The sequence below is a fragment of the Devosia submarina genome (assembly GCF_003056345.1).
GTDB classification, from domain to species: Bacteria; Pseudomonadota; Alphaproteobacteria; order Rhizobiales; family Devosiaceae; genus Devosia; species Devosia submarina.
The window spans coordinates 1-21,623 of the sequence record NZ_PYWB01000007.1; the positions used below are offsets into that span (position 1 = coordinate 1).

General features: G+C 58.6%; 38 protein-coding genes. 15 read left to right on the forward strand and 23 right to left on the reverse strand.

The features are described from left to right. Together DDE77_RS11165 and DDE77_RS11170 are read left to right on the forward strand one after the other, a co-directional pair. Window positions 1–187, forward strand: a 187-nt coding sequence (locus DDE77_RS11165; protein WP_157959627.1) for an integrase core domain-containing protein, incomplete at its 5' end; no start/stop codon positions are given. A 60-nt stretch (window positions 188–247) separates the two neighbouring features. Then, window positions 248–1,183: an acyltransferase family protein gene (locus tag DDE77_RS11170; protein WP_108397562.1), complete on the forward strand. Its 936-nt coding sequence runs from the start codon at window positions 248–250 to the stop codon at window positions 1,181–1,183. Here the strand turns inward: DDE77_RS11170 and DDE77_RS11175 are convergent. The 8 genes from DDE77_RS11175 to DDE77_RS11210 form a co-directional block, all read right to left on the reverse strand. After that, on the reverse strand, window positions 1,180–2,790 hold the full coding sequence (locus DDE77_RS11175; protein ID WP_108397563.1) for a hypothetical protein: 1,611 nt from the start codon (window positions 2,788–2,790) through the stop codon (window positions 1,180–1,182). The genes DDE77_RS11170 and DDE77_RS11175 overlap by 4 nt on opposite strands. Further along, the gene (locus DDE77_RS19455; protein ID WP_157959787.1) at window positions 2,783–2,956 is read right to left on the reverse strand and encodes a hypothetical protein; all 174 of its coding nucleotides are present in this window, start codon (window positions 2,954–2,956) and stop codon (window positions 2,783–2,785) included. The genes DDE77_RS11175 and DDE77_RS19455 overlap by 8 nt, the downstream gene beginning before the upstream one ends. Before the next feature lie 206 nt (window positions 2,957–3,162). Next, window positions 3,163–3,414 carry a hypothetical protein gene (locus tag DDE77_RS11185; protein ID WP_108397565.1) on the reverse strand — a complete coding sequence of 84 codons (252 nt, stop codon included), beginning with the start codon at window positions 3,412–3,414 and terminating at the stop codon, window positions 3,163–3,165. A gap of 69 nt (window positions 3,415–3,483) precedes the next feature. Continuing rightward, window positions 3,484–4,767, reverse strand: coding sequence for a phage major capsid protein (locus DDE77_RS11190; RefSeq protein WP_108397566.1), 1,284 nt, complete (start codon window positions 4,765–4,767; stop codon window positions 3,484–3,486). A gap of 26 nt (window positions 4,768–4,793) precedes the next feature. Further along, window positions 4,794–5,459, reverse strand: coding sequence for an HK97 family phage prohead protease (locus DDE77_RS11195; RefSeq protein ID WP_108397567.1), 666 nt, complete (start codon window positions 5,457–5,459; stop codon window positions 4,794–4,796). Continuing rightward, complete coding sequence (locus tag DDE77_RS11200) at window positions 5,431–6,714, reverse strand: phage portal protein (protein ID WP_108397568.1); 1,284 nt, start codon at window positions 6,712–6,714, stop codon at window positions 5,431–5,433. Before DDE77_RS11200 ends, DDE77_RS11195 begins: the two co-directional genes overlap by 29 nt. Then, entirely contained in the window at window positions 6,711–8,366 is a 1,656-nt protein-coding gene (locus DDE77_RS11205) for a terminase large subunit (protein ID WP_342748566.1), read from the reverse strand. The genes DDE77_RS11200 and DDE77_RS11205 overlap by 4 nt, the downstream gene beginning before the upstream one ends. Before the next feature lie 104 nt (window positions 8,367–8,470). Further along, window positions 8,471–9,037: a hypothetical protein gene (locus DDE77_RS11210; protein WP_108397570.1), complete on the reverse strand. Its 567-nt coding sequence runs from the start codon at window positions 9,035–9,037 to the stop codon at window positions 8,471–8,473. 367 nt (window positions 9,038–9,404) lie between these two features. Between DDE77_RS11210 and DDE77_RS19900 the strand changes: the two genes are divergently transcribed. Then, the gene (locus DDE77_RS19900) at window positions 9,405–9,518 is read left to right on the forward strand and encodes an excalibur calcium-binding domain-containing protein (RefSeq protein ID WP_245895183.1); all 114 of its coding nucleotides are present in this window, start codon (window positions 9,405–9,407) and stop codon (window positions 9,516–9,518) included. 179 nt (window positions 9,519–9,697) lie between these two features. Here the strand turns inward: DDE77_RS19900 and DDE77_RS11220 are convergent, their stop codons facing one another. Next, a complete protein-coding gene (locus DDE77_RS11220) occupies window positions 9,698–10,051 on the reverse strand; it encodes an HNH endonuclease (protein WP_108397572.1) in 354 nt (117 codons plus the stop codon). A 13-nt stretch (window positions 10,052–10,064) separates the two neighbouring features. Here DDE77_RS11220 and DDE77_RS19460 point away from each other — a divergent pair, with 13 nt between their 5' ends. Beyond that, window positions 10,065–10,235 carry a hypothetical protein gene (locus tag DDE77_RS19460; protein ID WP_157959788.1) on the forward strand — a complete coding sequence of 57 codons (171 nt, stop codon included), beginning with the start codon at window positions 10,065–10,067 and terminating at the stop codon, window positions 10,233–10,235. Window positions 10,236–10,327: 92 nt separating this feature from the next. On the opposite strand, the gene DDE77_RS11225 is transcribed toward DDE77_RS19460, so the two are convergent. From DDE77_RS11225 to DDE77_RS11280, 13 genes are all read right to left on the reverse strand, one after another. Next, complete coding sequence (locus tag DDE77_RS11225) at window positions 10,328–10,780, reverse strand: GIY-YIG nuclease family protein (RefSeq protein WP_108397573.1); 453 nt, start codon at window positions 10,778–10,780, stop codon at window positions 10,328–10,330. 31 nt (window positions 10,781–10,811) lie between these two features. After that, complete coding sequence (locus DDE77_RS11230) at window positions 10,812–11,399, reverse strand: hypothetical protein (RefSeq protein ID WP_157959789.1); 588 nt, start codon at window positions 11,397–11,399, stop codon at window positions 10,812–10,814. Window position 11,400: 1 nt separating this feature from the next. Beyond that, window positions 11,401–11,574, reverse strand: a complete 174-nt coding sequence (locus DDE77_RS19465; RefSeq protein WP_157959790.1) for a hypothetical protein — start codon at window positions 11,572–11,574, stop codon at window positions 11,401–11,403. Then, complete coding sequence (locus DDE77_RS11235; protein ID WP_108397575.1) at window positions 11,571–11,861, reverse strand: hypothetical protein; 291 nt, start codon at window positions 11,859–11,861, stop codon at window positions 11,571–11,573. Before DDE77_RS11235 ends, DDE77_RS19465 begins: the two co-directional genes overlap by 4 nt. After that, window positions 11,858–12,721 (reverse strand): helix-turn-helix domain-containing protein, encoded by an 864-nt coding sequence (locus tag DDE77_RS11240; protein WP_108397576.1) that lies wholly within the window; start codon window positions 12,719–12,721, stop codon window positions 11,858–11,860. The genes DDE77_RS11235 and DDE77_RS11240 overlap by 4 nt, the downstream gene beginning before the upstream one ends. Continuing rightward, window positions 12,714–13,424, reverse strand: coding sequence for a helix-turn-helix domain-containing protein (locus DDE77_RS11245; protein ID WP_108397577.1), 711 nt, complete (start codon window positions 13,422–13,424; stop codon window positions 12,714–12,716). Before DDE77_RS11245 ends, DDE77_RS11240 begins: the two co-directional genes overlap by 8 nt. Continuing rightward, complete coding sequence (locus DDE77_RS11250; protein ID WP_108397578.1) at window positions 13,421–13,600, reverse strand: hypothetical protein; 180 nt, start codon at window positions 13,598–13,600, stop codon at window positions 13,421–13,423. The genes DDE77_RS11245 and DDE77_RS11250 overlap by 4 nt, the downstream gene beginning before the upstream one ends. 181 nt (window positions 13,601–13,781) lie before the next feature. After that, window positions 13,782–14,180 (reverse strand): hypothetical protein, encoded by a 399-nt coding sequence (locus tag DDE77_RS11255; protein ID WP_157959791.1) that lies wholly within the window; start codon window positions 14,178–14,180, stop codon window positions 13,782–13,784. Further along, window positions 14,173–14,415, reverse strand: a complete 243-nt coding sequence (locus DDE77_RS19470; protein WP_157959792.1) for a hypothetical protein — start codon at window positions 14,413–14,415, stop codon at window positions 14,173–14,175. Before DDE77_RS19470 ends, DDE77_RS11255 begins: the two co-directional genes overlap by 8 nt. A gap of 104 nt (window positions 14,416–14,519) precedes the next feature. Further along, complete coding sequence (locus DDE77_RS11265) at window positions 14,520–14,816, reverse strand: hypothetical protein (protein WP_108397581.1); 297 nt, start codon at window positions 14,814–14,816, stop codon at window positions 14,520–14,522. Between the two features lie 133 nt (window positions 14,817–14,949). After that, window positions 14,950–16,086, reverse strand: a complete 1,137-nt coding sequence (locus DDE77_RS11270) for a hypothetical protein (protein ID WP_108397582.1) — start codon at window positions 16,084–16,086, stop codon at window positions 14,950–14,952. Beyond that, window positions 16,087–16,437, reverse strand: a complete 351-nt coding sequence (locus tag DDE77_RS11275) for a LexA family protein (RefSeq protein WP_210204379.1) — start codon at window positions 16,435–16,437, stop codon at window positions 16,087–16,089. It abuts the gene before it with no gap. After that, the gene (locus DDE77_RS11280) at window positions 16,434–16,640 is read right to left on the reverse strand and encodes a helix-turn-helix domain-containing protein (RefSeq protein ID WP_108397583.1); all 207 of its coding nucleotides are present in this window, start codon (window positions 16,638–16,640) and stop codon (window positions 16,434–16,436) included. Before DDE77_RS11280 ends, DDE77_RS11275 begins: the two co-directional genes overlap by 4 nt. Window positions 16,641–16,733: 93 nt before the next feature. Here DDE77_RS11280 and DDE77_RS11285 point away from each other — a divergent pair, with 93 nt between their 5' ends. From DDE77_RS11285 to DDE77_RS11295, 3 genes are read left to right on the forward strand one after another with little or no spacing between them, the layout of a single operon-like run. Further along, window positions 16,734–17,498, forward strand: a complete 765-nt coding sequence (locus tag DDE77_RS11285; RefSeq protein ID WP_170116509.1) for a S24 family peptidase — start codon at window positions 16,734–16,736, stop codon at window positions 17,496–17,498. Beyond that, on the forward strand, window positions 17,498–17,776 hold the full coding sequence (locus DDE77_RS11290) for a hypothetical protein (RefSeq protein WP_108397585.1): 279 nt from the start codon (window positions 17,498–17,500) through the stop codon (window positions 17,774–17,776). Before DDE77_RS11285 ends, DDE77_RS11290 begins: the two co-directional genes overlap by 1 nt. Next, entirely contained in the window at window positions 17,773–18,081 is a 309-nt protein-coding gene (locus tag DDE77_RS11295) for a hypothetical protein (protein WP_108397586.1), read from the forward strand. The genes DDE77_RS11290 and DDE77_RS11295 overlap by 4 nt, the downstream gene beginning before the upstream one ends. On the opposite strand, the gene DDE77_RS11300 is transcribed toward DDE77_RS11295, so the two are convergent. Further along, on the reverse strand, window positions 18,078–18,380 hold the full coding sequence (locus tag DDE77_RS11300) for a hypothetical protein (RefSeq protein ID WP_108397587.1): 303 nt from the start codon (window positions 18,378–18,380) through the stop codon (window positions 18,078–18,080). The two genes, DDE77_RS11295 and DDE77_RS11300, sit on opposite strands and share 4 nt — an antisense overlap. A gap of 187 nt (window positions 18,381–18,567) precedes the next feature. Here DDE77_RS11300 and DDE77_RS11305 point away from each other — a divergent pair, with 187 nt between their 5' ends. The 8 genes from DDE77_RS11305 (at window position 18,568) to DDE77_RS11340 (ending at window position 21,622) form a co-directional block, all read left to right on the forward strand. Beyond that, window positions 18,568–18,960 carry a hypothetical protein gene (locus tag DDE77_RS11305; RefSeq protein ID WP_157959793.1) on the forward strand — a complete coding sequence of 131 codons (393 nt, stop codon included), beginning with the start codon at window positions 18,568–18,570 and terminating at the stop codon, window positions 18,958–18,960. Between the two features lie 57 nt (window positions 18,961–19,017). Further along, window positions 19,018–19,236, forward strand: a complete 219-nt coding sequence (locus DDE77_RS11310; RefSeq protein WP_108397589.1) for a hypothetical protein — start codon at window positions 19,018–19,020, stop codon at window positions 19,234–19,236. Between the two features lie 3 nt (window positions 19,237–19,239). Then, the gene (locus DDE77_RS11315) at window positions 19,240–19,602 is read left to right on the forward strand and encodes a hypothetical protein (protein WP_108397590.1); all 363 of its coding nucleotides are present in this window, start codon (window positions 19,240–19,242) and stop codon (window positions 19,600–19,602) included. 44 nt (window positions 19,603–19,646) lie between these two features. Beyond that, entirely contained in the window at window positions 19,647–19,874 is a 228-nt protein-coding gene (locus DDE77_RS11320) for a hypothetical protein (protein WP_157959794.1), read from the forward strand. A gap of 100 nt (window positions 19,875–19,974) precedes the next feature. Continuing rightward, a complete protein-coding gene (locus DDE77_RS11325) occupies window positions 19,975–20,172 on the forward strand; it encodes a hypothetical protein (RefSeq protein WP_108397592.1) in 198 nt (65 codons plus the stop codon). Window positions 20,173–20,314: 142 nt separating this feature from the next. Next, complete coding sequence (locus tag DDE77_RS11330; RefSeq protein ID WP_108397593.1) at window positions 20,315–20,572, forward strand: hypothetical protein; 258 nt, start codon at window positions 20,315–20,317, stop codon at window positions 20,570–20,572. Next, window positions 20,569–21,414 (forward strand): HNH endonuclease signature motif containing protein, encoded by an 846-nt coding sequence (locus DDE77_RS11335; RefSeq protein ID WP_210204380.1) that lies wholly within the window; start codon window positions 20,569–20,571, stop codon window positions 21,412–21,414. The genes DDE77_RS11330 and DDE77_RS11335 overlap by 4 nt, the downstream gene beginning before the upstream one ends. Next, complete coding sequence (locus tag DDE77_RS11340; RefSeq protein WP_108397594.1) at window positions 21,407–21,622, forward strand: hypothetical protein; 216 nt, start codon at window positions 21,407–21,409, stop codon at window positions 21,620–21,622. The genes DDE77_RS11335 and DDE77_RS11340 overlap by 8 nt, the downstream gene beginning before the upstream one ends. Window position 21,623: the final 1 nt, after the last annotated feature.

A 21,623-nucleotide genomic window follows, 5' to 3' on the forward strand; every position in this document is an offset into this window, starting at 1 on the left:
GAGCAATGGCATGTCCGAGGCCTTCGTAAAGACCCTGAAGCGAGACTACGCTTCGACCGCAATCCTCCCAGACGCCGACACCATCCTCGCCTTGCTGCCAGGATGGATCGAGGACTACTGTGAGGTTCACCCGCACTCCGGGCTCAAGTTCCGCTCACCACGAGAGTTCCTGCGCCTCAGTGCTTAAACCCAATCGCCGCCTGTCCGGTGAAACGGGGCGCACTCCACTCATGCGCTGAAGTCAGGTGTGGACATCTTCTTCGTAATCAGCGGGTTCATCATGGTGGTGACAACTTATTCGAAGTTCGATGCACCAGGCGCCGCGGCGTCCTTTGCGATCAGCCGTTTGTCCAAGATATACCCACCCTACTGGGTGCTCACCATTTTGCTGACGCTCTACTGGCTAAAAAGCCCTGGCAGTGTCAATTCAGAACATGGGGGCGTCGATCTTGTCGGTTCTTACCTGCTGACGCCAAGTGAAACGCTGCCCTTAGTGCCGGTAGCTTGGACGCTCACATACGAACTGATGTTCTACGCTTTCTTCTTCGCGTTCATCGCTGCCCTGCCACGGAAGCTCTTACCTGCCGCACTAGTTGGCTGGAGCGCTGTCGTGCTGGCGGGTTATCTAGCACTGCATACAGTAGGGGGAGGCAACGCCCCCGCCTGGGTCGGGACAGCGTTTAGCCCATTTGTGCTAGAATTCTGCGCAGGGTGTTTCATCGGTCTTGCCTTTAAAACTTCTACGCAGCCTCTCCGCTATGGCTGGGTTGCCATCGGCGTTGCTCTTGCAGCGCTTCTCGCAATGACCCTGCTGTATGACCTGATCGGGCTGGCTGAGACGCCCCTGCAACACGTCCGAGTTGCCATCTTTGGGCCGATTTCCGCTTTATTGATCTACGGCCTTGCAGCACTGGCGGACAAACCAGCGCCGCGTCTCGCCGTGATGATGGGGGATGCCTCGTATTCCCTATACCTGGTCCACATTCTAGTCATGCACGCCGGCTACCGCTTTCTGCTGCCACGCTTCGACAGTTTCATTGGATCAGTTGCAGTCTTCGTTGGGGTGACGGCTTTGTCCATCGTGGTCGGCATAGCGTTCTTTTGGGTCGTTGAGAAACCCCTGACCTATACAGTACGCAAATTCCTTGAGCACACACGCACCCGGTACTTCGCGCCTGCCTAAACTAATGTGGAGTTCAACACCGTCTCCGTCACACCGGACCCATTCACCGTTTGGGAGGTTAGGTTAGCTATGCCAGAAGCAGGCGTGCTAACTGCCCTGGTTTTCACGTTGGAAACGAACGTGCCAGTCACCGTGGATGCGTTGAACAATCCGGTTGGACCAGATGAGCCGCCACCGTCAATGTTCACGTCCCGGATTGAGCTGTCGATGCTCGCACCTGGCCAATGGATGCCGTAGACGTTTGTGCTGACCCCGAACTGGTGAATGCGGCCATCCGAGATTTGCTGACGGTTCGCGCCGATGCGGAGGCCTGAGTTGCCAATATTGCGCAGATGAAAACCGCTCACCACGCATTCCTGCGCAGAGAGACTGATGCCGGTCGTTGGGTTGCCGCGCGCGCTCGCTGTTCCTGTTAGATCGAACACGCTTACGTCTTTGAGTTCAGAGCGAACAGCGGTTGGCTGGACTAAAAATCCCGTGCCTTTCCCGCCTACAACTTCGCAGGACTTGGCCTTGGAGCGTGGGGCTCTGAACTCATACCCCATGTCCATGCCATTGTTGGCGCGACACCCGGTGAAAACGATGTCGTCGCCTTCTTCGTGCGTCGAGTACGCCGCGTTTGTATAAGCCGACGCCTGACAATCGCTGACGGTGATGTGCGCGGGCACACCACCAATGGCTGAGCTGGAGCCAGCGTTGGTAGTCACATGATGTCGGCATGCTCGAGAGTGACCGCCGTCGATGACAAAGCCCCGGGTGGCGTCCACCACATTATGCACGTAGCCGTAACGACCGTTAGTTTCGTCGTCGGCTAGGTAGGCGGCGCTCACGTCTTGTGCTTTGCCGCCAACAACGCCCGAATAGGTGAGCATTGGGCCATCAAGCGCTTCGCCGTAGAGGTCTGTCAGCTTAGGCCGTTCCGCTTGTCGAAGAACAAGCCCACCTGCCGCACCAGATGCGCCAGTGAGCGGGCTTCGGTTCACAAGGCCGAAACCTTCCAAGCGCAGTCCTTTGCCGAGGGGGCAAGCAGTTAGCGAAGCTCCGTTGGCGGTTGTGTAGGCGTAGTCAAGTGGCGAGTAGAGCGTCAGGGTTGTGCCATTTGTTACAGCTTTGACCTGAACGAGTTCGCCATATCGGGCTGCTTTTCCGCTGGACGCGTCCCAGACCTGATTGCTCTGCAGGTTCAGCCACTGCTTGGCCGAAAAGGATGCGGTGCTGCTCACAGTAAGGGCTGTGTCTCCAGCCGCAGCATTCGCTGTGAGGCTGACAGGCGCACTGCCATAGGTGCCACCGCGAATGTCAAACATATAGCTCTGCGAGTCATGGCAGAACAAAGATTTGTCAGCGCCATCGCCTACGATATGCAGCCCGTTCGGCGCATCAATCGTGGCAACGGAAGCCATATAGAACTGGCCGGAACGAATGCGAAGTGGAACGCCAGCCGCGATAGCATCTGCCGCTGCTGCGACAATGGCGGCCGTGCAAGTTGCAGTTGAAGGGTTCGCTGGCAAATAGTCGGACAGCTCGACCATTCGACCGTAGAGCTTGGAGTTGATTTTTTCCCTGACAGCGCCCCAAAGTTCATCAGTGCCGATCAGGTCAACCATTGTCGGTCATCCTTAAATTATCGCGCATCCGGAACAGGTCGCGCAGCACCGACAGTGTTCGGATGACCCCCACGCCCTCTATTGGGGTGGCAACACCAGCGCCGATATAGCTGGCAGTTGCGTCTTTGCGGGCGCTTACTCGAGATTGGCCGGATAGGCGCGCCATATCACACCGCCTTGGTCATGTACGCGCCCTGAATGTTCAGGGCGTACCGACCGGCGTCGTCCGTGACGTAGGCGCGGCCGTTCGGAGCAGCGACACCGGGCGCCGTGATGGTCCAAGAGGCTGGCGCAACGCTCGCCCCGATATAGGCGGCCGTGCGGTCCTTCCGCGCAGCCACTCGCGACTGAGACGAGACGTTGGCCATTGGCTTAGCCCTTCTTCTTGGCGGCGGGCGAAGTGGCGGCAACAATGTCCTTGTTGCCCGCCGTCTCGACGGCCTTGTTTTCGACGGCAGGCGCCATCTTGTTCTGCGCTTCAGGCGCAGCCTTGGCTGAAGTATCGCCTGATGCTTCGCGCACTGCTCCAAGCGCTTTCAGGCGCTCAAAGTCGTGCTTGTCGAACTCGCGTTCAGTGCCTTCTGGCTGGCCGTCCAGAGGCTTAATCAGGATTGCTTTGATCATGGGGTTCTCCTTCGGCTCATGAAAACGGCGGCACCCGAAGGAGCCGCCGCTTGTGATCAGCCGAACTCGTTACGCAACGCGGCCGAGATCGCCGTAGACGATGGCCTGAGGGCGATAGATGGCGAGTGCAAGGCGCTCTTCAGCGCGGATCGTCACCTTGTTTTTGATGAAGTTGTCCTGGTCTTCGGTCGAGACGTCCACGGTGGCGTCCTGACGGTCGAAGATCTGGGCAGCAAGGTTGAAAGCGCCAACAAGAGCCTTGTCGACGGTCATGGCCTGCGTTTCGACCACTGGAAGGCCCCAGAGGGTCTTCTGGATGGTGCCCTGCGGATTGCCGATGATGTAGTTGCCGCCGGCATCCTTGGCCATCTCGATGGCTGCCATGTCGATCGGATTCATGACGATGCCGTTTGGAGGGTACTCGGCAAGAGCAGCCTGCAGGATCATCAAGCGGACTACGTCCAGCTGAGTGGTCGCCGTGAGGCTCCCTGGCGCAGCATAGGCCGTTGCGGCAGTCACTAGGCCCAAAAGGTTCTGACCGGAGCCGGAGCCGTTCAGCAGCTGGTCCTCTTCGACCTTCGCAAGACCGTAGCGCAAGCGCTGATCGATGATTGAGCGCAGACCGGGAGCGTCAGCAAGGATCTGCACCGAAGTACGCATCCAGTGAGCGATCGTGCGAACGGTAGCGGTCTTGTCTTCGAACTGCAGTTCAGACTGCGGCTTGGTTGCACCTTCAGCAACAGGAGCGGCGTTGTTGGTGAACAGCTTCTCCTGCTCGTATTCGATGGCATTGCTGATGGTTTGGCCAGGCAGCAGAAGCGAGCGAACGGTGAGACGACGCTGAGGCAGTTCAACCTGAAGCCCGCGACGATCCGAGTTCACCAGGGCGCCGGCAGAACCAGCAGCATCCGTGGTCAGGGACGTGATGTCCTTGACTTCCACAAGAACACGGCCACGAGGACGGTTCTGGGAAGCAAAAGCCTTAAACTGCTCGTCTTCAACGAAGCGCTCGCCTGCGGTACGTGGCTGATCTTCGCCTCCGCCAGTGCGGGCCATCTTTTGGTCCATCTCATCGAGACGGGCCTTGGCTTCGTTCATGCCAATCAGCAGCTGATCGACTTCATCCTTGACGCCCTTCGCGAGCGGCTCGGAGGCAGCCTTTTCAGCGATTTCCTTGACCTTATCGAGCTTGGTGTCGAAGTCGGCCTTGAACTCGGCTGCGAGCTGGGCAGCAGTCTTATTGCCGTGGTCAGTAGGGGCTTCGAACGCGATCTGCGGGGCGCCGAAGTAGTTCATTGCGGGTGCACCAAAGCGCCCGCCGGCCGCAAGGGCCAACAGAGGAATGGTCTTCATGGTGATGTCTCTCTAGTGGGTGGGGGTTAGCCCCGGAGTGCCCGAAGAAATTCGAGCGTCTGGTCCGCTTCGGCAGGTTCCCCCTGCCCCTTCAGGTGAAGACGCGCGGCGCGCTCCGCCTGCGAGTTCGAAAAGCCCAACCCCTTGAGCCAAGTTTCGAACTCTCTTGCCGTCAGCTGGTCCCCAGCCTTCAGCTTTTCCATGAGGTCGTGAGCAGCCTTGGCGGCTTTGACGCTTTGCACGACTGCGTTCTCGTTTGCGCCGACAGACACGACGCTGACCTCAATCAGGTCCAGCTTTTCGAGCGTCCAAACGCCCGAATCCGTGTCGACGCTGTATTCCTTGATGCGATAGCCGATCGAAAGGCCGTCGATGTCGCCCGCCTTCAGCAGCGCATAAGCTTCGCGTCCACGCTGCACGTCCATGTTCAGCTTGCCAGCCAGCAAGAGGCCGTGATCGTCCTCTTTGGCATTCACCCACTTGCCGATGGGCTCGCCTGGGTTGTGCTGCCAGAACAGCTTGGGCATGGTGCCCTTGGCCTTGTGCGCGGCAAGGCTGTCCATGTAGGCGCCAGCGGCAATCACATCGCCATAAGCATCGGGTTCGCCACCGAAGGTCGAGCCGTAGCCTTCGAATTCGCCACTCTCCTTGAGCGCCTTTATCTCAAGCAGTGGCGCTGTTTTCTTGTCCATTGCTGTCTCCATTGATGGCGTCGGCGAGAGGAATGTCCTGCATCTGCACGGTAATGACGTCGCCACCTTCCACGGGGGGCAGGTTTTCCAGGGCGCGGGCCTCGTTTCGGGTCATAAGACCCATGCGAATTGCCTTCTCATAGGAATCGTACCGGCTCGCTGTGTCACCACGGAGCAGGCCTTCGAGGTTGAACTCGATGGTGATGCCTTGGGCGCGGCGCTCCGCCAGCGGCACTAACTGCTTGAGCAAAGCCTGCTCGATACGCTTCAGGCGCTTGCGAAGGTTGAACTTCTGGAAGCCGAGCACATCGACTTCCTTGCCGGTGCCCCAGTTTGAGGCCTTATCCCCGTATCCAACCATGGCCGGCGGCACTTCGAAGATGCGGCAGATTTGTTCGCCGCTGAATTTGCGCGTCTCGAGCATTTCGGCGTCATGGGGGCTGATTGAAAGCTGCGTCCACTTTAACCCGTTGTCCAGGAGCATAGGGCTGCCACTGCGAATTGCGCCTTGGTGACGCTCTCGCAGGAGAGTTTCGAGCTCTTGGCGCTGCTTTTGGGAAAGTTGCACGCCATCCGGGGTGGACAAGATGCCGCTCGGGCTCACACCATTGCTGAATATGCCGCTTGATGCGCTCTCCGCCGCCAACGCGTCCGAAAACACGTCGCTGCAAGCCGCCAGTGTCGACATCCCGCCCACTGCGTCACCTAGAGGTCCGCGAATATGCAGAACGTCCTGGCTGCGCTTCACATAGCGGCGCCCGTTTTCGCTCCATTCGTATTCTAGATCGCCATTTTCTAGCCGCCGCACCGTCATTCGGTCGGGCCGGATCGGCTGGAGAGCGTTTAGCACACCGCCTGTGCGGCGCTCCATCAACGCATAGGCGTTTCCATAGAGCTCTACGCTTGCAGCCATGATCTCCCAGAAGTTGACGGCGGTCTGGTCGTAATTTGGGCTGTCATGCAGCACAAAATAGAGCGGGTGATCCTTCGCTAGTCGGCGAATACCGTCATTCCCCGTGCGGTAGACCATCAGGGGTAGAGATCCGATTGTGCCGGCGATGAGCTGAACGCATGCCCAGGTAGCTGAAAGCCCGATAGAACCGGCCGACTGAGAAGACCGGACATCACGGTAGTCGGCAACAGTGACCTGGTTAGTGACGAAGTTGTCGGCATTCTCGGTCGAAACTTGCCCACCGCGCCACGGCTCGATGTCTTTCGCCCCGTCGAGCCGGAGCAGTCGTGTGATCCAGCTCATCCGTAACTCGCTATCCATTTGTCGGCGTCAAAAACCGGCTTCGCTACTGGATTTCGCGCCATCAGGGTCACCGCATTGAACATCGCCATGGCGGGGTCAATCTTGGCATCGCCGGCAGACTGCTTTGTCGCCCGAATGCCCGTTGCGGTCGGCTCAATCTTGAGGTTTGGCACGCACCAATTCATCAGCGGGCCACCGCTATGTTTCAGTAGACCCGATGCCAGCCGGCGCTCAGCGCCTTTGATGCTGCTCATCATCCAACCGCCTTGTGGGGCCGCAACGAGCAGGCCGGCCTCTTGTGTGACCTCGATTTCATCGAGGGCATCTTCCATTTCGCCCAAGCCAGAAGCGTCGACCGCCACGCCGCCAAGCAGGCCCATTTCCTTGATGCGCGTGATGTGCTCGATGATCGTCGCCACGTCGCCCAGCGGCGAATCCAAAATGGTAAGCTCGCCTGCAGCCTGAATGTCTCGCAGCTTCGTGGCGATCGACTTGCGGCGCTCCATCACCCCTTTGTGGCACCATGCGTGCGACCAGGAGAGCCAGCGCTTCATCCGGCGCATCGTCGCCACGCCATCAATCTCAAACTTTACTTCGACTTCGGTCGGCTCACGGCCCAGAACATTGAGGCCGAACAAGTCGTCCAGGCCGCCGCCGTCGATGCCAACCACAACTACTTCGCTGCGCTCAAGCAACCGGTCGAGCGCCTCATAGTGGCGAAGGCTTGAAAGCTCCTCATCGGCGGCATCGCCCCAGTGATCGGCGCCCGCCCAGCGGTTCGACCGCAGGTTGAGCCCAATCTCCACATTTAGGTGCTTCGCCAAGAAGACGTTGCGCGTCTCGGGTCCTTTGGCCTTTTCCTTGGCGAGTTCATCCTCAATCCACCGGCGCCCCCACTCTGTGCGGCCGATATACGGATTTGTAACGAAATAGTTCTCTGGAGCGAGATACGCCTCGCTCTCGATCATCGACTGCGGGAATTCGTAGATGACCGGAAGGAACTTCTTGTCTTCCACCTCGCCGTCCCGCACCTGGCGGGCATACTCGAGCTTATCCTTGAACACGCCGGCTGGCGGCGCGTCTGATTGGGTGGTGATCGAGATCAAGAAGCCTTCCGGCCTAGCAACTCGTCCGCCGGCCGCCTCGCGCATCATCGCGTCGGCGTTCTTTTTCGATCCAAACTCCCACAGCTCATCGACCAGCACGAAAGCGGCCTTGTTGCCCGCCACCGTACCAGTGTCAGCAGCCAGAATGCGGAGTGTAGCCTTGGTGCCTAGATGCGTGATGGTCCGCAGATGGTCCTGAATGTGCAGAGGACCATCCTCTGCCGCGTTTAGATCCGGATTGGCTCGCACCATGTCAGCAGCGGGCTTGAACGAGTTGTCGGCTGCCTTGATGGTCGGCGCCACAATGATCAGCTCGTTCGAATCTCTCCAGTTGCGGATGAGCGCCGTGAGCATGATGCCCGCGGCGATCGTGGATTTCCCGTTCTTCTTCGCCACGCAGAGGAAGAACTCATTGATCAGGCGCTCGCCGTTCTCAGCATCATAGGCACCGAACACGGCCTCCACGAAATCGAAGACCCAAGGCTCGCCTGCTTGCCCAAAAGTCGGACGCCCCGGCGCGTCAACGATATGAAGCGCCTTGAACACGTCCAGTGCCGCAGATGCTTCGTTTGGGAACAGTGGCTTGCCCGGTATCAGCGGGCGCCCTGCAACAATTCGTTCTGCCCAATCGGGGCAAGCGGTCGACCAGATCACCTGGTGTTATCCACGGCTAGCTTCGGCGCGCTTGGAACGGCGAACTTGTTACCGCCGGTCGAAACCTCTTCCGCCCGAGCTTGGCGCTGCGCCTTCTTTCCCCTCGGCACTTCGGTTGCTGTCTCGCCCATGGTCTTGAGCGCCAGTGCGATCGTTTGCAGCGTCTTGGCCCGGGTCGGCAGGCTCACGGCCTGCTTAATGGCTTGAATACGCTCCGGGTCGGTTTCATTCAGCTGAATGATGACTTCCATCTCCCCCATGTGGAGCGTCTCGGCGCCGAGTTCGTCCAGCAGCCGATCTGCGATATTGCGGCCGCGACTGATGACCTCTTCGACCTTCGTGACCTCTGTCGAAGCGGCAGCAACAACTGGCGGGTTCGCAGAAGCCGTTGCCTGCGAACTTGGCTGCTGGTTCGCAACCTTCCAGCCGTGCTTCTTTGCCTGCTTCCGGATCGCGGCGTCGGAGATCTTGTACCACTTGGCAATGGCCCGGATACTCTGCTTTCCAGCCTCAAATTCCAGTCGGATAGAGGCCCAATCGATGGCGCTGTTTTTGTCACTCATTGGTCGGTACGCGCCTTGGTTCGCACCTCTGATTTCCACCAGAGGAAAAAATCTCTACGTGAGGGGGACGCGGGTGCGGAACGCCGAGCCCTTCAGGACTTTCGACCACCCCCCGGGTGCATTCACGTTAGGTCCTTCGAAGTTGATCTAATCTCACAACCAGCCTTGAACAGCTTCGTCGTAAGACCAACGCATGGGAACCGCGTATCGCTATCGCAGAAAGCGCCAGTGGTGGCAGAGGCAGCAAGTCGTGCAGCTGTTCTGCCTAGCCAGCATTCTTGCTATCTTTTCTGGCGTGTTCATCTACCAGAGCAGTTGGCCTTGGCACGTGTCAGCTCGACATCTCTTAGCGGGCTTCAATTGTAGTATGGCGAGAACGGTCGGCCTAGCGCCAGCATACCGCGGGCAGCCGGGCTACCACGAGAACAATGATGCTGACTATGACGGCATTGCCTGTGAGCCAAAGCCGAGGAGATACTGATGGCCGAATGGACCAAAGAAGAACTTGAAGCAGAGCACCGCAGGCGCCAGAACCATGGGTCTGTGCAGGATGCACGTAAGCCTGATGCTAGGTGCATTCACTGCGGGCGCCCATTCTCCACTGCTACAGCTGCCGCAGGTGCTCATGGGCTTTGTGACGACTGCCTGGACGCGGATTAGTCAGTAGCCTCGCTTCTCTTCCCTCTGCGCCTCGCTGTCGTGCCATTCTTTTGACACGGCTTCGAGGTTGTTGATGTCCCAGAACAGTTGCTCTTCGCCCTTGTGCGGCACCTTGTGGTGGACGACAGGGCTGGTCGGTGCCGGCGCCTTGCCGGCGAGGATCACGCCAGTGTGCTGGCAGGTGTAGAGATCGCGCTCTAGCACTGCCTGCCTGAGCTTCTGCCACCTGGTGGAGTGATACCAGCCGCGCACTGTTGCGTCTGGGCTGTACTTGGTGTCTCGAACCATCCTCGGTGTGGATAGTCTTGGCGGCAGCTTGCTAAGCCTGGGCTTGAGGGTGGTAAGCTTAGGCATTTAGGAGAACACCATGCCTGCTACTTGGAAGATGGTTATCGCCACCCTCGTCTTTGGGGTGTTTGCCTACTTCTACAATTCAATGGCCAATGGCGGACATGCTGCAATATGGGCGATGGCCGGCATCGCTTATGGCGCTGCTCTGGCACTGATCTCAGCGCGGGCGAAACATGAGCGAAAATGACAAAACCCGCCAAAGCTTTCGCTGGCGGGCTGGTTCAGACGATAGTCTGAAAATCGCATTAACGTTACGGATAGGGTGATTTGCTGCGCTAGTCAAGCGACCGCATGATCTGATCCATATGCTAGCCCCGATAGAAGCCGCACATCATCAGATGCGTCTTGCCCTCCAGATGTCCGAATACCGATCTTCCGGCACATTGCAAGAGCCGAAAGCACATCAGACATCGTCAGTTCGAACCACTCACCTTTGATCCGTTTTCCTGAGAGTGTCTCGTGCAACTTCCGCTCCAGCTTCCGGGCCAACGCTTCGCTTGGGAGATGCGCCAAACCTACCACTCGCACTACGCGGCCCTTATCCCGCGATATCGATGGCATCCGGCTCTTCGTCGCTCCTGAAAAGCCTATTTTCATTCCATCGTCTGCTTTTGCAAAATACACCACGTAACCATCGTGGCTCAGCAGCCCGCGCTGTTCATAGCTTTTGCGCGATCTGCTTATCTGCCCGGAAGGAGTGCGTTCAACGTTTTGCAATCGAGGTCTTGCCATGGGTGAAATCCTGCCTTGATGTGGGTTCTAGTCAAGCGGCCTTTGCATTATCCACTGTGTGACGCTTAGGCCGCTGGATGATGCCCAGGTGATGCCCGATCGCGTTCAGGGCCAACCGCAGATCACCCACCATGTGCGGATGCTGCTGATCACGGCCGACTAGGTAATCCAATGCAGCCCACATGTTGGCACCGCGGTTCTCGTGGAAGCCCTGCTCGGTCTGGATGGCCTTTTGGATGCCTTCCCACTTGATGATAGCTCGCTGGCACCAAGTCTCATAGCCAGGCCCTTCTGCACCGCTGGCGCCGCCATTGCCGCTGGCAAGAGCATCGGGTGATTTCACCGCCTTTTGGAAGTTCTGATAGGCTTCTCGGTATGCTGTCGCAGCATCGTATTGAGCTTCGGTAATGCCGTCAGTGGTGCTGCGCATTCCTGCCAGGCACAGCCGGCCAACATAGGTGGCTGCCTTCTGGTCGCGGGCTTCCTTCTCGGTCAAACCGAACACCTTCATGCGCAGTGCAATCGCATCTGCATTCTCGTTGTAGGCGCTTGCGGCGCGGCTAATCTGTCCGCTCTTGGTCCGCTTTACCCCTGCCTTACGTGGCCTGCCCTTTGCCATTCTACGCTTCCTTCACTGGTGTTTTGGTTTGGCCGGTCATCCCGGCGATCTGACGTTGGATCTTGGAGAGGCTGGCGAGATGCTTCAGCCGCTGCTTGCCTGATGTTTTTCGGGCTGCGAACTGGAGCTCTTGGGCCCGCGTCCGCAGCGCTTCGATGCGTTCTGCTTGGTTCATGCCTGCGCCTGCTTCTGATCGAGGGCGCTGCGGCCCATTGGCGGATCGCCAAAGTATGTCGCTGTCAGCCGCTCCCCACGCGATAAGCCCGGCCGCGGGGCATACACCGGAGCCACTGGATCAGGCGTCTTGTTGATGGCGCTACGCAGGCTCGAAACCTTGCTTGTCACTCCCGACAGCGTGCGGCCGAGCGTCTTGGCAATCTCTGAATATGAGGCTTCCTCGCGGGCCATGGGGATCAGGGTGCGAGTCTCGTGTTCTGACCAAGGCTTGTTGTTCGGGTTCATGCTGATGCCCTCGCCTGCTCGATTTCTTCAATGCGGAATGTTGATGTGCCGGACTTGCCAACGATGACTGGACGGCCGCGCATCTTCTCGACTGCCTGGAAGTCAGGGTGATCTGGCTTGAGCACCACCAGGCCATTTGCCAGGGGCGGCACGGGATCAGCTTTGAGGCTGATGTGCAGCGCGCCGATCCAAGCGCTCGTCCTGATCCACTTCCCCAGCCCTGGCCGGAACTCCAGCTGATCCTCAGGCTTCACGCCGCGGCTTTCGGAATCCTCAATGTGCCACTGAGCAAACCGCTTGGCCGCGATGAGCAACCGCTGGGTTTCATCATCAGTTAGCTTCGAGAAGGCCTTCTGGGCTTCCTTGCGGTTAGTCATCGGGCGCTTGGGGAATGCATCCCAAACTTCATCGAACGACGCTCGCTCACCCCTCGTTAGAGAGGGGATCGTTGAAAGGGGGTCGTTAACATAGGTGCCGATCCTTGGGTCGGCAGGGGGTGCCGATGTATGCGCGGCAGGGGGTGCCGACCTGTCGGCAGGGGTAAACACCACATCTTGTGTCGGGTCGGGTACATCAAGCACAACACGGTATTCGTGCGCGCTGCCCCTTACACCCTTGGTGTGGATTTCGGTAACTGGCCGCTTTTCCAGCCAGCCCGCCTCAACCAGGCGGTCAATCGACGCCTGGACGGTCGAACGAGCGCAGCCGATTTCGCGGGCCATGACGACCTGCGAACGGCGGCACCAGCCCCGCTTATCCGTATGCTTCCCAAATACGCAGAGGACCTGCAGGTCACGCGGTTCTATCCGCTTATCGAGCACTGCATCTGCTGGGATGATGGAAAAACGAGGGTCAGCCATTGGTGGCCTTGCCGCCGCGCTTACGGCGGCTTTGGTGCGTCAGGCTGTGCTCATAGGCAAACCGCTTCACAGTCGCCAAAGACATGCCGATCTGCTCTGCGATCTCGGCCCTGGGCACGCCCTCCTCAAAGCCGCGCACGATCATGGCAGCGCGCTCCGGCGGCGTCCTTTCCCGAACAACAGGACCGTCATAGACAAACGGCGAAACACGCTCGCGCTGCATCGGCGGGAACTTGGCGAGTGCATGCAGGACGGATGTGTGATCCCGGCCGAACTTGTTGCCGATACGAGCGATGCTGTAGCCGGTGTGACCAGCAACTAGGTACATGGCCTCGTGCCGAGCCTTCACGACATCCTTGTTCCGACCACTGCCTAGGATGGCCTTCATGGTCTGACGGTGACGCAAGGCAGCAAGCTTCACCAAGAACTTCCATGAGCATGGTGCGAGCATGTCGAGAGGGACGCTGCCGACCGTTTCGACGGCGACAGGCACCGGTGGCGGGGTGTCGGGCCACGGAACAACATGCATGGGCTTCTCGCGCTTTGGCAGCGCAACCAGCGGCTTCCCGCGCAACCGTTCGCGCACAGCTTGGCCGGCAGATAGGACATCTGCCCCGCTGACATGCTCAAGGGCCGAAAGCGCATAGATGCGGCTATGCGATCGCTGCTGGACGGCGAGCAGCGGAATGAAGGAGGCGGTCATGCTGCCATCCGGTCTTGCTCTTCTGCCCAGGCAACAAGGTCATCTGCTGTTTTCTTGCTGTAGCCACGAGCCTGCCGACGCTTGCGACGAGCGACATGCATGTCTGCTGTGTCTGGTCCGGCTTCTTCCTGGCGGCGAATGTCGAGCTCGTTGAAAGCCCATTGCTGCGCGTTCACTGGCGTGCATCCTCATGAGCAACAGCCGGTCGAACAGCAGCCCTCTCCCGAGCTTCCCTCCGCTTAACCTGCGACTTCCCTGCCCGCTGCTTTACGAACTCCTGAAGCTCTCTATTGCGAGCGTTGAAGTCTCTGGTCCAATTACGAGGATTACCCATGATTTCAGTCTCCCTTCGGCTTTTCAGCCGGCTCGTTTGGAAGGCGGTCGTGCTTCCTCGCTCGCCGCAATTCCCAAAAACTCCTCCAGTTGAGCGATAAGCCGCGCACGAGACGGAGTAGTCGGGAGAGCCTTGAGGGCGATGAGGTTTTCGGCACTTTTGCCCTCCACCGATTTGATCAAGCGGTCATAGGTGTTCTGGAGCTTCAGGTAGGGTGAAGCGTCGATGCTGGCTGGCGGCCGATAGCGCAGGCTCCACAGCAGCCCGGGCGTTACTCCAGCCCAGCGAGCAGCCGTATGCCTGGCGTTTTCACTGCCTAGGCCCTGCAGCCCTTCTGCACGCTCCCAGAGCGCGATTGCCCATTCTCTAGCCTGATTGACCAGCGTTTCCGGCTCTAGGTCGTTTGCGCAGAGATCAGTCATTTTTTGATCCTCGTGCAAAGAGATTTTGCCCATCTGCAAATGCCTTCCCGATAGTTTTTGAACCATCGGATGAAGCAGAACAGGAAAGGCGACGAAGATGGAGAGGCCGGTCAGCGAGGAATTGAGAGCGTTGCTGCGCCGGCAGGAACTGCGCGGAAAGACGGTTGGCGCCGTCAAGCCGCACATAATGGGATGGGCGAATGACCTTCTCGATGAGGGAATCGATGATGATCACTCGCCCTCGGGCGGGGAGGAGAAACGCCCGAAGATGAAGCCAAGGCTGCGGATCGTTCGAGCGATCCCGTTCTTGGCTGTGATTGATGGTGGGAGAAGCTCGCATTAGGCGGGCTCCTCGACCGTGTTTAGCAATGGCAGGAAGTGTTCGAGATCCTGCTCTTGAGTGCGGGTGACAAGAGGGCGGAAGAAGTCGCTGTGGAAGCCGCAGGAACCATAGCCCTGCAGCGACAAGGCTGAGCCGCCAAACCGATGAGGCCCGATGCCGGTGACCACGTACACACCGCCAACAACGGGAAGCCCAAGGTAGAGCATCTTGAGCCAGTCGAGCCGCGGTATGCTCCCCCTCCGCCACTTGGCCTCGATGCAAACGACCTTCTGACCGATGCGGAAAGCGCTCACAGCGCACCGCCGATCAGTCGCAGCGTAGCAGCCCCAAATTCAACAGCAGTGATCAAGACCAGACATGCGCCAGCGGCAAGCACCAGGCAGTTACACAGGCGAGCAGATCGTTCAGGAGAGACGCAAGCGCGTTTCATACAACCAACTCCATTCCGAGTTCGAAGGCGCTGTAGATTTCTTCTTTGCGGCTTGGCTCCAGGCGGGCGAGACGCTGCGCTATCGTGCGCTTCTGAGCATCGTTGAGGATGCGGCCAGCCAAGTTCCAGCGGATGCAGTCCATGAGCGGATCGGTGCCGTCATACTGGACAACCGAGTATTCAACAGGCTTGCCATCGAGGCTGACCATGGTGCGGGATTTGATGTAGCGGGCCCAGCCGTCGAGGATTACTGGACCAATCTTCACGATAGGCTCTGCAGCGGCGTTCGCCAGATCATCCTCAATGACAGCTGCATCTTGACCGAGATCGCCGAAGGCTTGGCTATAGTCGTGACGCCTTACGCCTTCTGGTGGGGCATGTTCCCAGGTAATAACGCCGGGAGCGGCATAGAGCTGGCGCGGAGCGGTAGAGGCCGGAGCCTCCACCGACTTACCCGGGCTGGGAACAGGTGCCGTCTCTCCGGCTGTCACGCCATCACCTGGGCGTCCACGTCCGGCTCTGAGGGTGTCGGCCGACTGCCTCCCAGCGGTGTCCCTAGGCCCAGCAACGCTCAACCGCTGGTCGGTTTCCGGAGGCTGCTGGCAATCGTTCGCCGTTTCCGGCTGAATAGGTTGCCGGTCTACGATGCCTTCCGCACCGGCAAGAGAAGCTGGAATGACCACGCCTTCGGCTGCTTGCGGACCGTCGGCGCTCGCCTGCATCTGCACAGCCGCTTTGGTCGGCTGCGGTTCGGATTTCGTCTTGAGCTTGGATGGCTCGACAATGGCCATGGCCGGATCGGCGCGGAGAGCGGCGATTGGGTCCAGCCGCGTCTCCTGCGCATCTTCGGCAAAATAATTTTTTTCGTTCATATTCGCCAAGCCGAGCATTTCGGCATAGGCGTTCGAGCTGTCGGCCTTATCCAAGATCTTCTTGACGCGCTTGCCGTCTCCGCCCTCGTCAAGGCTATCCTCGACATGAGCTTTCATCAGCGCTTTGAGGGCCGACCAGTCGCCGCCATTGGCGCTGACGAGATCGCGGAAAGAGGCAATTACCTGCGCATCCTCAAGCTGGCGCTTAATGATCGGATAGGCCTCAGTCATGATGTCTTTGAGGAACTTGCTGCTGAGCATCTATGCAGCCCTCCTGATGGAAACAGACCGCCAGCGGCTGGGCAGCGCGTTCAGGGCGCCACGCTCGATCAGAGCATGCACCAGGCGATGCACACCGCTCTTGCTGGCGAGGCCGAGCGCATCCTTGATCTCGTCATAGGTGGGGCCGGCTTGATGCTCGTCCTGGTAGCGCTCGATGAACTTCAGAGCGGCTGCCTGCTGATTGGTGAGCCCTGCCCTGCCTGGCTTGGTGTCCAGCGCCATCAGAACCCGAGCTACAAGCTCTTCCTGATTGGATGCATTGCGGAACCGGCGGCAGAGAGTGACAGCACGCTCGTATGTCTCGTGGGGAATATCTGCCGGACGGTTCATGCTGCCGCTCCCGCAGAAGCAGCAAGCACATCAGCTGCCCGCTCCATTGCGCGCCAGTTGTCTAGCCGTGGCGTGGTCTTGCCGCTTTTCCAGCGCGTCCACATGGATCGATCAATGCCAGCTTCACGCAGCACATCAGCGATGCGCAGGTCACGGGCCTTGACGCTTTTCTCAAATGCGGCGATTTCATCTGCAGTGCTCATAGTCATGCACTATGCAGCATTAATGCACACCATGCAAGCATTAATGCACGGTGCATTTGTGCATTTTTTGGCTACGGTTTCGCCATGACCGGAATGAGCGAAGATACCAAGGCCTATGTGCGGCATGTGATGGAGGCGAAGAACCTCTCTGCCACTGCGCTCGCGAAGTTAGCGGGCATGCCCTCAACAACGCTGACTAGGCCGCTCAACGATCCGGAGCATAAGTTCGCGCTGTCGAGCACGACTATCGAGAAGATCGCTGCTGCAACTGGAATATCGCTCGCTTCATTCCTGTCTAAACTCGGCACAGTGCGCGAGCTGGAGCGGGTGCCTCTGGATGAAAACTGGCAGCCGACGCCTGATGCTGATGGCGAAGGGTACGAGCGAGAGAGCTATAGCCCTCAAATCCCTGGCGCTATTCCCGAACTGGATGCAAAGGCTGGAGGCGGTGAAGGTGCCGTTGGCGAGGTTATGGTGCTGCCGGTTGGCAACGGCACCATCTCCGCTCACAAGATCCTGGATGAGTGGCGCATCCCGCCGGCGTATCTGCGCGAAGCAGTAGCGAACCCCGATCGCGCCATCGTCCTGGGCATCCAAGGCGATTCCATGCTGCCGAACTATGCGCCAGGCGACCGTGTCATCATCGATTTGACCGAACACGAGCTACGCGCCGATGGCGTCTACCTGATCAGCGACGGCTATTCAGAGCCTCAAATAAAACGGCTGCAGCGGATCATGTTCACCGTGCCGCCGCGCTGCCGGATCATCAGCGACAATCCTAGCTATGAGGCTCAAGAGGTTGATGTTGATGGCGTGAAGATCCTAGGCAGGGTAGCTGCCTATGTCGGGAGGCGTTAGTGTCAGACGAGGAAACAAACGGAACAAACCAGATGTGGCCGGGGATAGTTGCTGCCAACAAGTCGGTGGCTCTTACGACTGCTGAGTTGGATCAACTCCTCTCCGTCTTGTTCCGGTCCAACAGCGCGAATTACAAGAGCCTCAGCGCAATGTTCAAATTGCTATCCAATGACAACGACACAGCTTTTCAGATGACCTCAGACGCTTTGGACGCCCTGAATGAATCTCAAGACATGTTGGTTGCTTTGTTTGACGCACTTACTGAGAGGTTGAAGTGAGCGCTGAAATCCCCTCCCTAGCAGCCGAGCGCGCCCGGCGCGACGCGTTGCGAGCAGCCAAGCAGGAGCCATTGAAATCCAGCGGAGGAGGTGGCACATCTGATGGCATGGAAGCTCGAATTAAACGGCTAGAGGAAGACGGCAAGGAGCTGAGGCAAGACCTCAAGACCATCATGCGTGACCTTAGTGAGATTAAAGGACGCGTGAACGCTATGCCAACAACCTGGCAAATGGTCGGGTTCATAGTGGCATTGTGCGTTGCCTTCTTCACCTACATCCGCTTCGGACTAGGTCTAGGCGGCTAATTCACGCCAGCGCCAAGCGCTTCATAGACCTGCAGTGTCTGGACCAGATCGGGAATAACTGTCGGGTCCAGCGGTTTGCAGAGATACACCTGGTCGGGATCCTCGCCCTCGCCATCACCTATCCTGCCCACGACAGGGATCACCTTGAAATCCTCGTCCAGGTTGCTCCCCCAGCCCGGCTCAAAGGTATAGTGCGGGTACTCTGACTTGAGTGCGCGTAGCAGGAGATCAATCTCCTGCATCCCTGTTCCGTTGAACCGGCCAGGGAAGATCACCACGAACTCACTAACCTCGCGCATCTATCTTGTTCTCCGTTTGTTCCGCACTGCATTAACGACTCAGACGGGCGGAAGAGTCGAGTCCCAAAATTACAGACAATGCCGATTGGTGCATTAATGCATTTTCCCACTTGACGGTGTGTGTGCATTAATGCATTCTTATACCCATCAGATCACTGAGGCAAGCGCCTCTATGGAGTGGATGGGAATGGACGTTTACTCAATGAACGATGATCAGTGGCAGCTGGTGAATAGCGCGTTGCTGACAGGTGCCGGGGCTTGCACCGTTCATGCTCCAGAGGTTCGCGACCAGCTTATCAAGGCGTCTATTGTCTTGGACGACATCGCTGATGCTGCAGGCAAGTCGCCGTTCACCGTCATTGTCGCTCACCCCGAATATGCCGATCAGGCCGACAACAGTTTCAATGGCACCTTCCAGGCTCACGTCATGGCAGCGGACGCCGGCGACGCTATTGATGACGCTGTCATACAAGCTGCCGAAAGCGCAAGGCGGAGCATAGGCGAGGATGCTGCATTCAGCGACTGGGCGGTCATAGCCTGCTTCGCTGGCCACCTCGATAGTCTTCACGGCGCTCCCTAATCTCTCCCCCCTCCTGGGCGGCGGGTTTGGCCAATAATCAGCCCGCCGATTTCTTCCATGCCGCATATCTCCGACGAACTGCTGACTGCCTTCCAACGGATTGCGCATGACGCTGCTGCTTTAGCTGCCTGCGTCCAGCGTGACGATACAGGCGACATCATCGGACATCAGTTCGTCGGCAATGGCAATGGCGGCAACCTCTCTCAAGAAACCCTCCTGGCTAAGGACGCAGTGCAACGCACGCTCCATGCCCTCAACAACATCAAGGAAGGCTGATCTATGGCCATAATGGATCGAACTCAGAAGAGGCGCCCGAACATTTCCCATGGCGCCAATCCGCTCACCTATCGGCCAAGCATCAAGACCGAACGCGCCTCAGCTATTGCGGCTCGAATGGCCGCTTGGAACCGGCTGTCGGAAGAGGCCAAGCAGGAACGGCAGCGGGAATGGCGCGAGCATGAAGAGGACCTGGCACAATGGCGCAAGGACTTCGACAAGTTCGGCCCTGCCAAGGCTCGGGAGATGCTGGAACAGCGCCGAGACGGCCGCGCAGCCCTCAACCGTATCAAGGACATGGAAGCTCGTGTTGCTGTCGAAGGCGATACGGATCTGAACCACGACAACATCGAGGCCGCGGAATGAGGAAGATAGTTGACCCAGCCAACTTCTACGCAAGACCGCGCGCAATGTCGTTCGAGGTCATGTTCTGGGGGAACGGCAACCTTGGCTCATTTACCGCCGACGCGTTCCGCAAGGACGATGAAGAGATGATGTCGCTTGCAATAGGGGTTCATGAAGTACCCGTCTCTGTCGAAGAGATGACGGCGATCCGGGATGCCTTGAGCATGACTCTTTCCGCTCGCCTTGAACGCGACCGAGCCCGCGACCTGACCGCGGGGGACGAAGAGATATGAACCTCACCCTCAACACCACCCTATTCGTCACTTGGGGCGCGCTGATGCTGGCTGCTGCCACGTGGATGCGCTTCGACGCATGGCCTTGGGAGTTGCTGTGATGCTTGACCCGCAGCCCTTGCACTTGACCCCTTCCGAAAAGATCAGAGCCCTCGGTTGGCAAGCCGAATGCCGCGACAAAGATGGCCACCTAACCCGCACCCATGCGCCCTTCGCCAGCGACGAGGATATTGTGTGGCTGGTTCGTGAGGCGCTCGAACATGGCGACACCATAACGATCTGGCCGGTGAAATCATGACCACCATCCTCACCACCAAATACACCTGCGACAGCTGCGGTAACTGGAGACAGGTGCCTGTTGTGCTTACTCGTAAGGGGAATGGATGGGTTGAAGTTCCTCCTGCTCCTGATCGGGTTGTTGAGCCGAGAGGGGCTGCGTGATGAAGAACAAGCTTTCAGACCTGAACGATCACCTGTTCGCCCAGCTCGAGCGGCTGTCCGATGAGGATCTCACGGCCGAGCAGATCCAGCAGGAAGCCAAGCGCGGCGAAGCCCTGGTCGCGGTTTCGGAGCAGATACTGAAGAACGCTGACCTGACGTTTAAAGCGGCAACCTTTGTTGCGCAGCACGGCGACCGCTATCGCCCTGCCCTTTCTGGGCTGATCGGCAAGTCCGTCACCGTGGAGACGGGCAAATGAGGGGCAAGCGGATCACATACAGCGCCGTCGAAATGGCATGGCTGGAAGCTAACCGGATTATGGTCATCAGCGACTATCATGCCGCCTTTGTCGCCACCTTCGGTCGAGATGATATTTCAGCACTGAACCTGCACGGCCTGCGTAAGCGCAAGGGGTGGAAGACAGGCCGAGAAGGCGACCGATACAAAGGGCGCCACCGGAAGTTTAGCTCTGCGGAGATGGCTTGGTTGAAGGAAAACCACCTTCTGCCAATAGCCGAATACCATCGCGCCTTCATCGAGGCGTTTCCGCGTGAGGACGTTCGCCCTCAGAATCTTCATGCGCTGCGGAAGCGTTTGGGTTGGAAAACCGGACGCACGGGCCAGTTCACCAAGGGCAACGTCTCGCACAACAAGGGCAAGCGCTGCCCTGATGGTGTTGGAGGGCGTCACCCGAATGCCCGCAAGACTCACTTCAAGAAGGGCCAGGAGCCGCACAACACCAAGTTCCTTGGCCATGAGCGGATCAACAAGGACGGTTATATCGAGATCAGCGTTGCCGAGACGAACCCACACACCGGCTATGATCGGCGTTATGTCCACAAGCATGTGCATTTATGGACCCAGCATAACGGGCCTGTGCCGGAAGGCTATGCGCTGAAGTGCCTGGACGGCAACAAGCTCAATACGGATCCATCGAATTGGGAAGCGATCCCGCGTGGCGTTCTGCCTCGCCTTAACGGCGGCAAGGCAACACGGGTGATGGCGTATGACAGCGCCCCAGCAGAGTTGAAGCCTGCGCTCCTCGCGATTGCCAAGATCGACCACACCATCAAGCAGAAGCGGAGCAGCGCCCATGCGTAAGCTCACCGACCAAGAACGCCAGTTGCTCGAGCTCATCAACTCCGCTGGCGGGTCCGTCTGCCCAGGTACTGACACCACTATACCAAAGGCAGGGCATAAGGCTTTGCAGCGTATGGCACGTGCTGGATTGCTGTCGATCGAAGAGACAGATGATGGCCCAAGGTTCCACCTGACGTCAGCCGGCCGCGGCGAGGTCGACGATGGCTAGG

Coding starts and splice junctions, on each gene's coding strand:
- DDE77_RS11175 (WP_108397563.1), bottom strand. CDS start 2,790: ATGGTTGACCTGATCGGCACTGATGAACTTTGGGGCGCTGTCAGGGAA.
- DDE77_RS19455 (WP_157959787.1), bottom strand. CDS start 2,956: ATGGCGCGCCTATCCGGCCAATCTCGAGTAAGCGCCCGCAAAGACGCA.
- DDE77_RS11185 (WP_108397565.1), bottom strand. CDS start 3,414: ATGATCAAAGCAATCCTGATTAAGCCTCTGGACGGCCAGCCAGAAGGC.
- DDE77_RS11190 (WP_108397566.1), bottom strand. CDS start 4,767: ATGAAGACCATTCCTCTGTTGGCCCTTGCGGCCGGCGGGCGCTTTGGT.
- DDE77_RS11195 (WP_108397567.1), bottom strand. CDS start 5,459: ATGGACAAGAAAACAGCGCCACTGCTTGAGATAAAGGCGCTCAAGGAG.
- DDE77_RS11200 (WP_108397568.1), bottom strand. CDS start 6,714: ATGAGCTGGATCACACGACTGCTCCGGCTCGACGGGGCGAAAGACATC.
- DDE77_RS11210 (WP_108397570.1), bottom strand. CDS start 9,037: ATGAGTGACAAAAACAGCGCCATCGATTGGGCCTCTATCCGACTGGAA.
- DDE77_RS19900 (WP_245895183.1), top strand. CDS start 9,405: ATGGCGAGAACGGTCGGCCTAGCGCCAGCATACCGCGGGCAGCCGGGC.
- DDE77_RS11220 (WP_108397572.1), bottom strand. CDS start 10,051: ATGCCTAAGCTTACCACCCTCAAGCCCAGGCTTAGCAAGCTGCCGCCA.
- DDE77_RS19460 (WP_157959788.1), top strand. CDS start 10,065: ATGCCTGCTACTTGGAAGATGGTTATCGCCACCCTCGTCTTTGGGGTG.
- DDE77_RS11225 (WP_108397573.1), bottom strand. CDS start 10,780: ATGGCAAGACCTCGATTGCAAAACGTTGAACGCACTCCTTCCGGGCAG.
- DDE77_RS11230 (WP_157959789.1), bottom strand. CDS start 11,399: ATGGCAAAGGGCAGGCCACGTAAGGCAGGGGTAAAGCGGACCAAGAGC.
- DDE77_RS19465 (WP_157959790.1), bottom strand. CDS start 11,574: ATGAACCAAGCAGAACGCATCGAAGCGCTGCGGACGCGGGCCCAAGAG.
- DDE77_RS11235 (WP_108397575.1), bottom strand. CDS start 11,861: ATGAACCCGAACAACAAGCCTTGGTCAGAACACGAGACTCGCACCCTG.
- DDE77_RS11240 (WP_108397576.1), bottom strand. CDS start 12,721: ATGGCTGACCCTCGTTTTTCCATCATCCCAGCAGATGCAGTGCTCGAT.
- DDE77_RS11245 (WP_108397577.1), bottom strand. CDS start 13,424: ATGACCGCCTCCTTCATTCCGCTGCTCGCCGTCCAGCAGCGATCGCAT.
- DDE77_RS11255 (WP_157959791.1), bottom strand. CDS start 14,180: ATGACTGATCTCTGCGCAAACGACCTAGAGCCGGAAACGCTGGTCAAT.
- DDE77_RS11270 (WP_108397582.1), bottom strand. CDS start 16,086: ATGCTCAGCAGCAAGTTCCTCAAAGACATCATGACTGAGGCCTATCCG.
- DDE77_RS11275 (WP_210204379.1), bottom strand. CDS start 16,437: ATGAACCGTCCGGCAGATATTCCCCACGAGACATACGAGCGTGCTGTC.
- DDE77_RS11280 (WP_108397583.1), bottom strand. CDS start 16,640: ATGAGCACTGCAGATGAAATCGCCGCATTTGAGAAAAGCGTCAAGGCC.
- DDE77_RS11285 (WP_170116509.1), top strand. CDS start 16,734: ATGAGCGAAGATACCAAGGCCTATGTGCGGCATGTGATGGAGGCGAAG.
- DDE77_RS11300 (WP_108397587.1), bottom strand. CDS start 18,380: ATGCGCGAGGTTAGTGAGTTCGTGGTGATCTTCCCTGGCCGGTTCAAC.
- DDE77_RS11305 (WP_157959793.1), top strand. CDS start 18,568: ATGGACGTTTACTCAATGAACGATGATCAGTGGCAGCTGGTGAATAGC.
- DDE77_RS11310 (WP_108397589.1), top strand. CDS start 19,018: ATGCCGCATATCTCCGACGAACTGCTGACTGCCTTCCAACGGATTGCG.
- DDE77_RS11315 (WP_108397590.1), top strand. CDS start 19,240: ATGGCCATAATGGATCGAACTCAGAAGAGGCGCCCGAACATTTCCCAT.
- DDE77_RS11320 (WP_157959794.1), top strand. CDS start 19,647: ATGTCGTTCGAGGTCATGTTCTGGGGGAACGGCAACCTTGGCTCATTT.
- DDE77_RS11325 (WP_108397592.1), top strand. CDS start 19,975: ATGCTTGACCCGCAGCCCTTGCACTTGACCCCTTCCGAAAAGATCAGA.
- DDE77_RS11330 (WP_108397593.1), top strand. CDS start 20,315: ATGAAGAACAAGCTTTCAGACCTGAACGATCACCTGTTCGCCCAGCTC.
- DDE77_RS11335 (WP_210204380.1), top strand. CDS start 20,569: ATGAGGGGCAAGCGGATCACATACAGCGCCGTCGAAATGGCATGGCTG.
- DDE77_RS11340 (WP_108397594.1), top strand. CDS start 21,407: ATGCGTAAGCTCACCGACCAAGAACGCCAGTTGCTCGAGCTCATCAAC.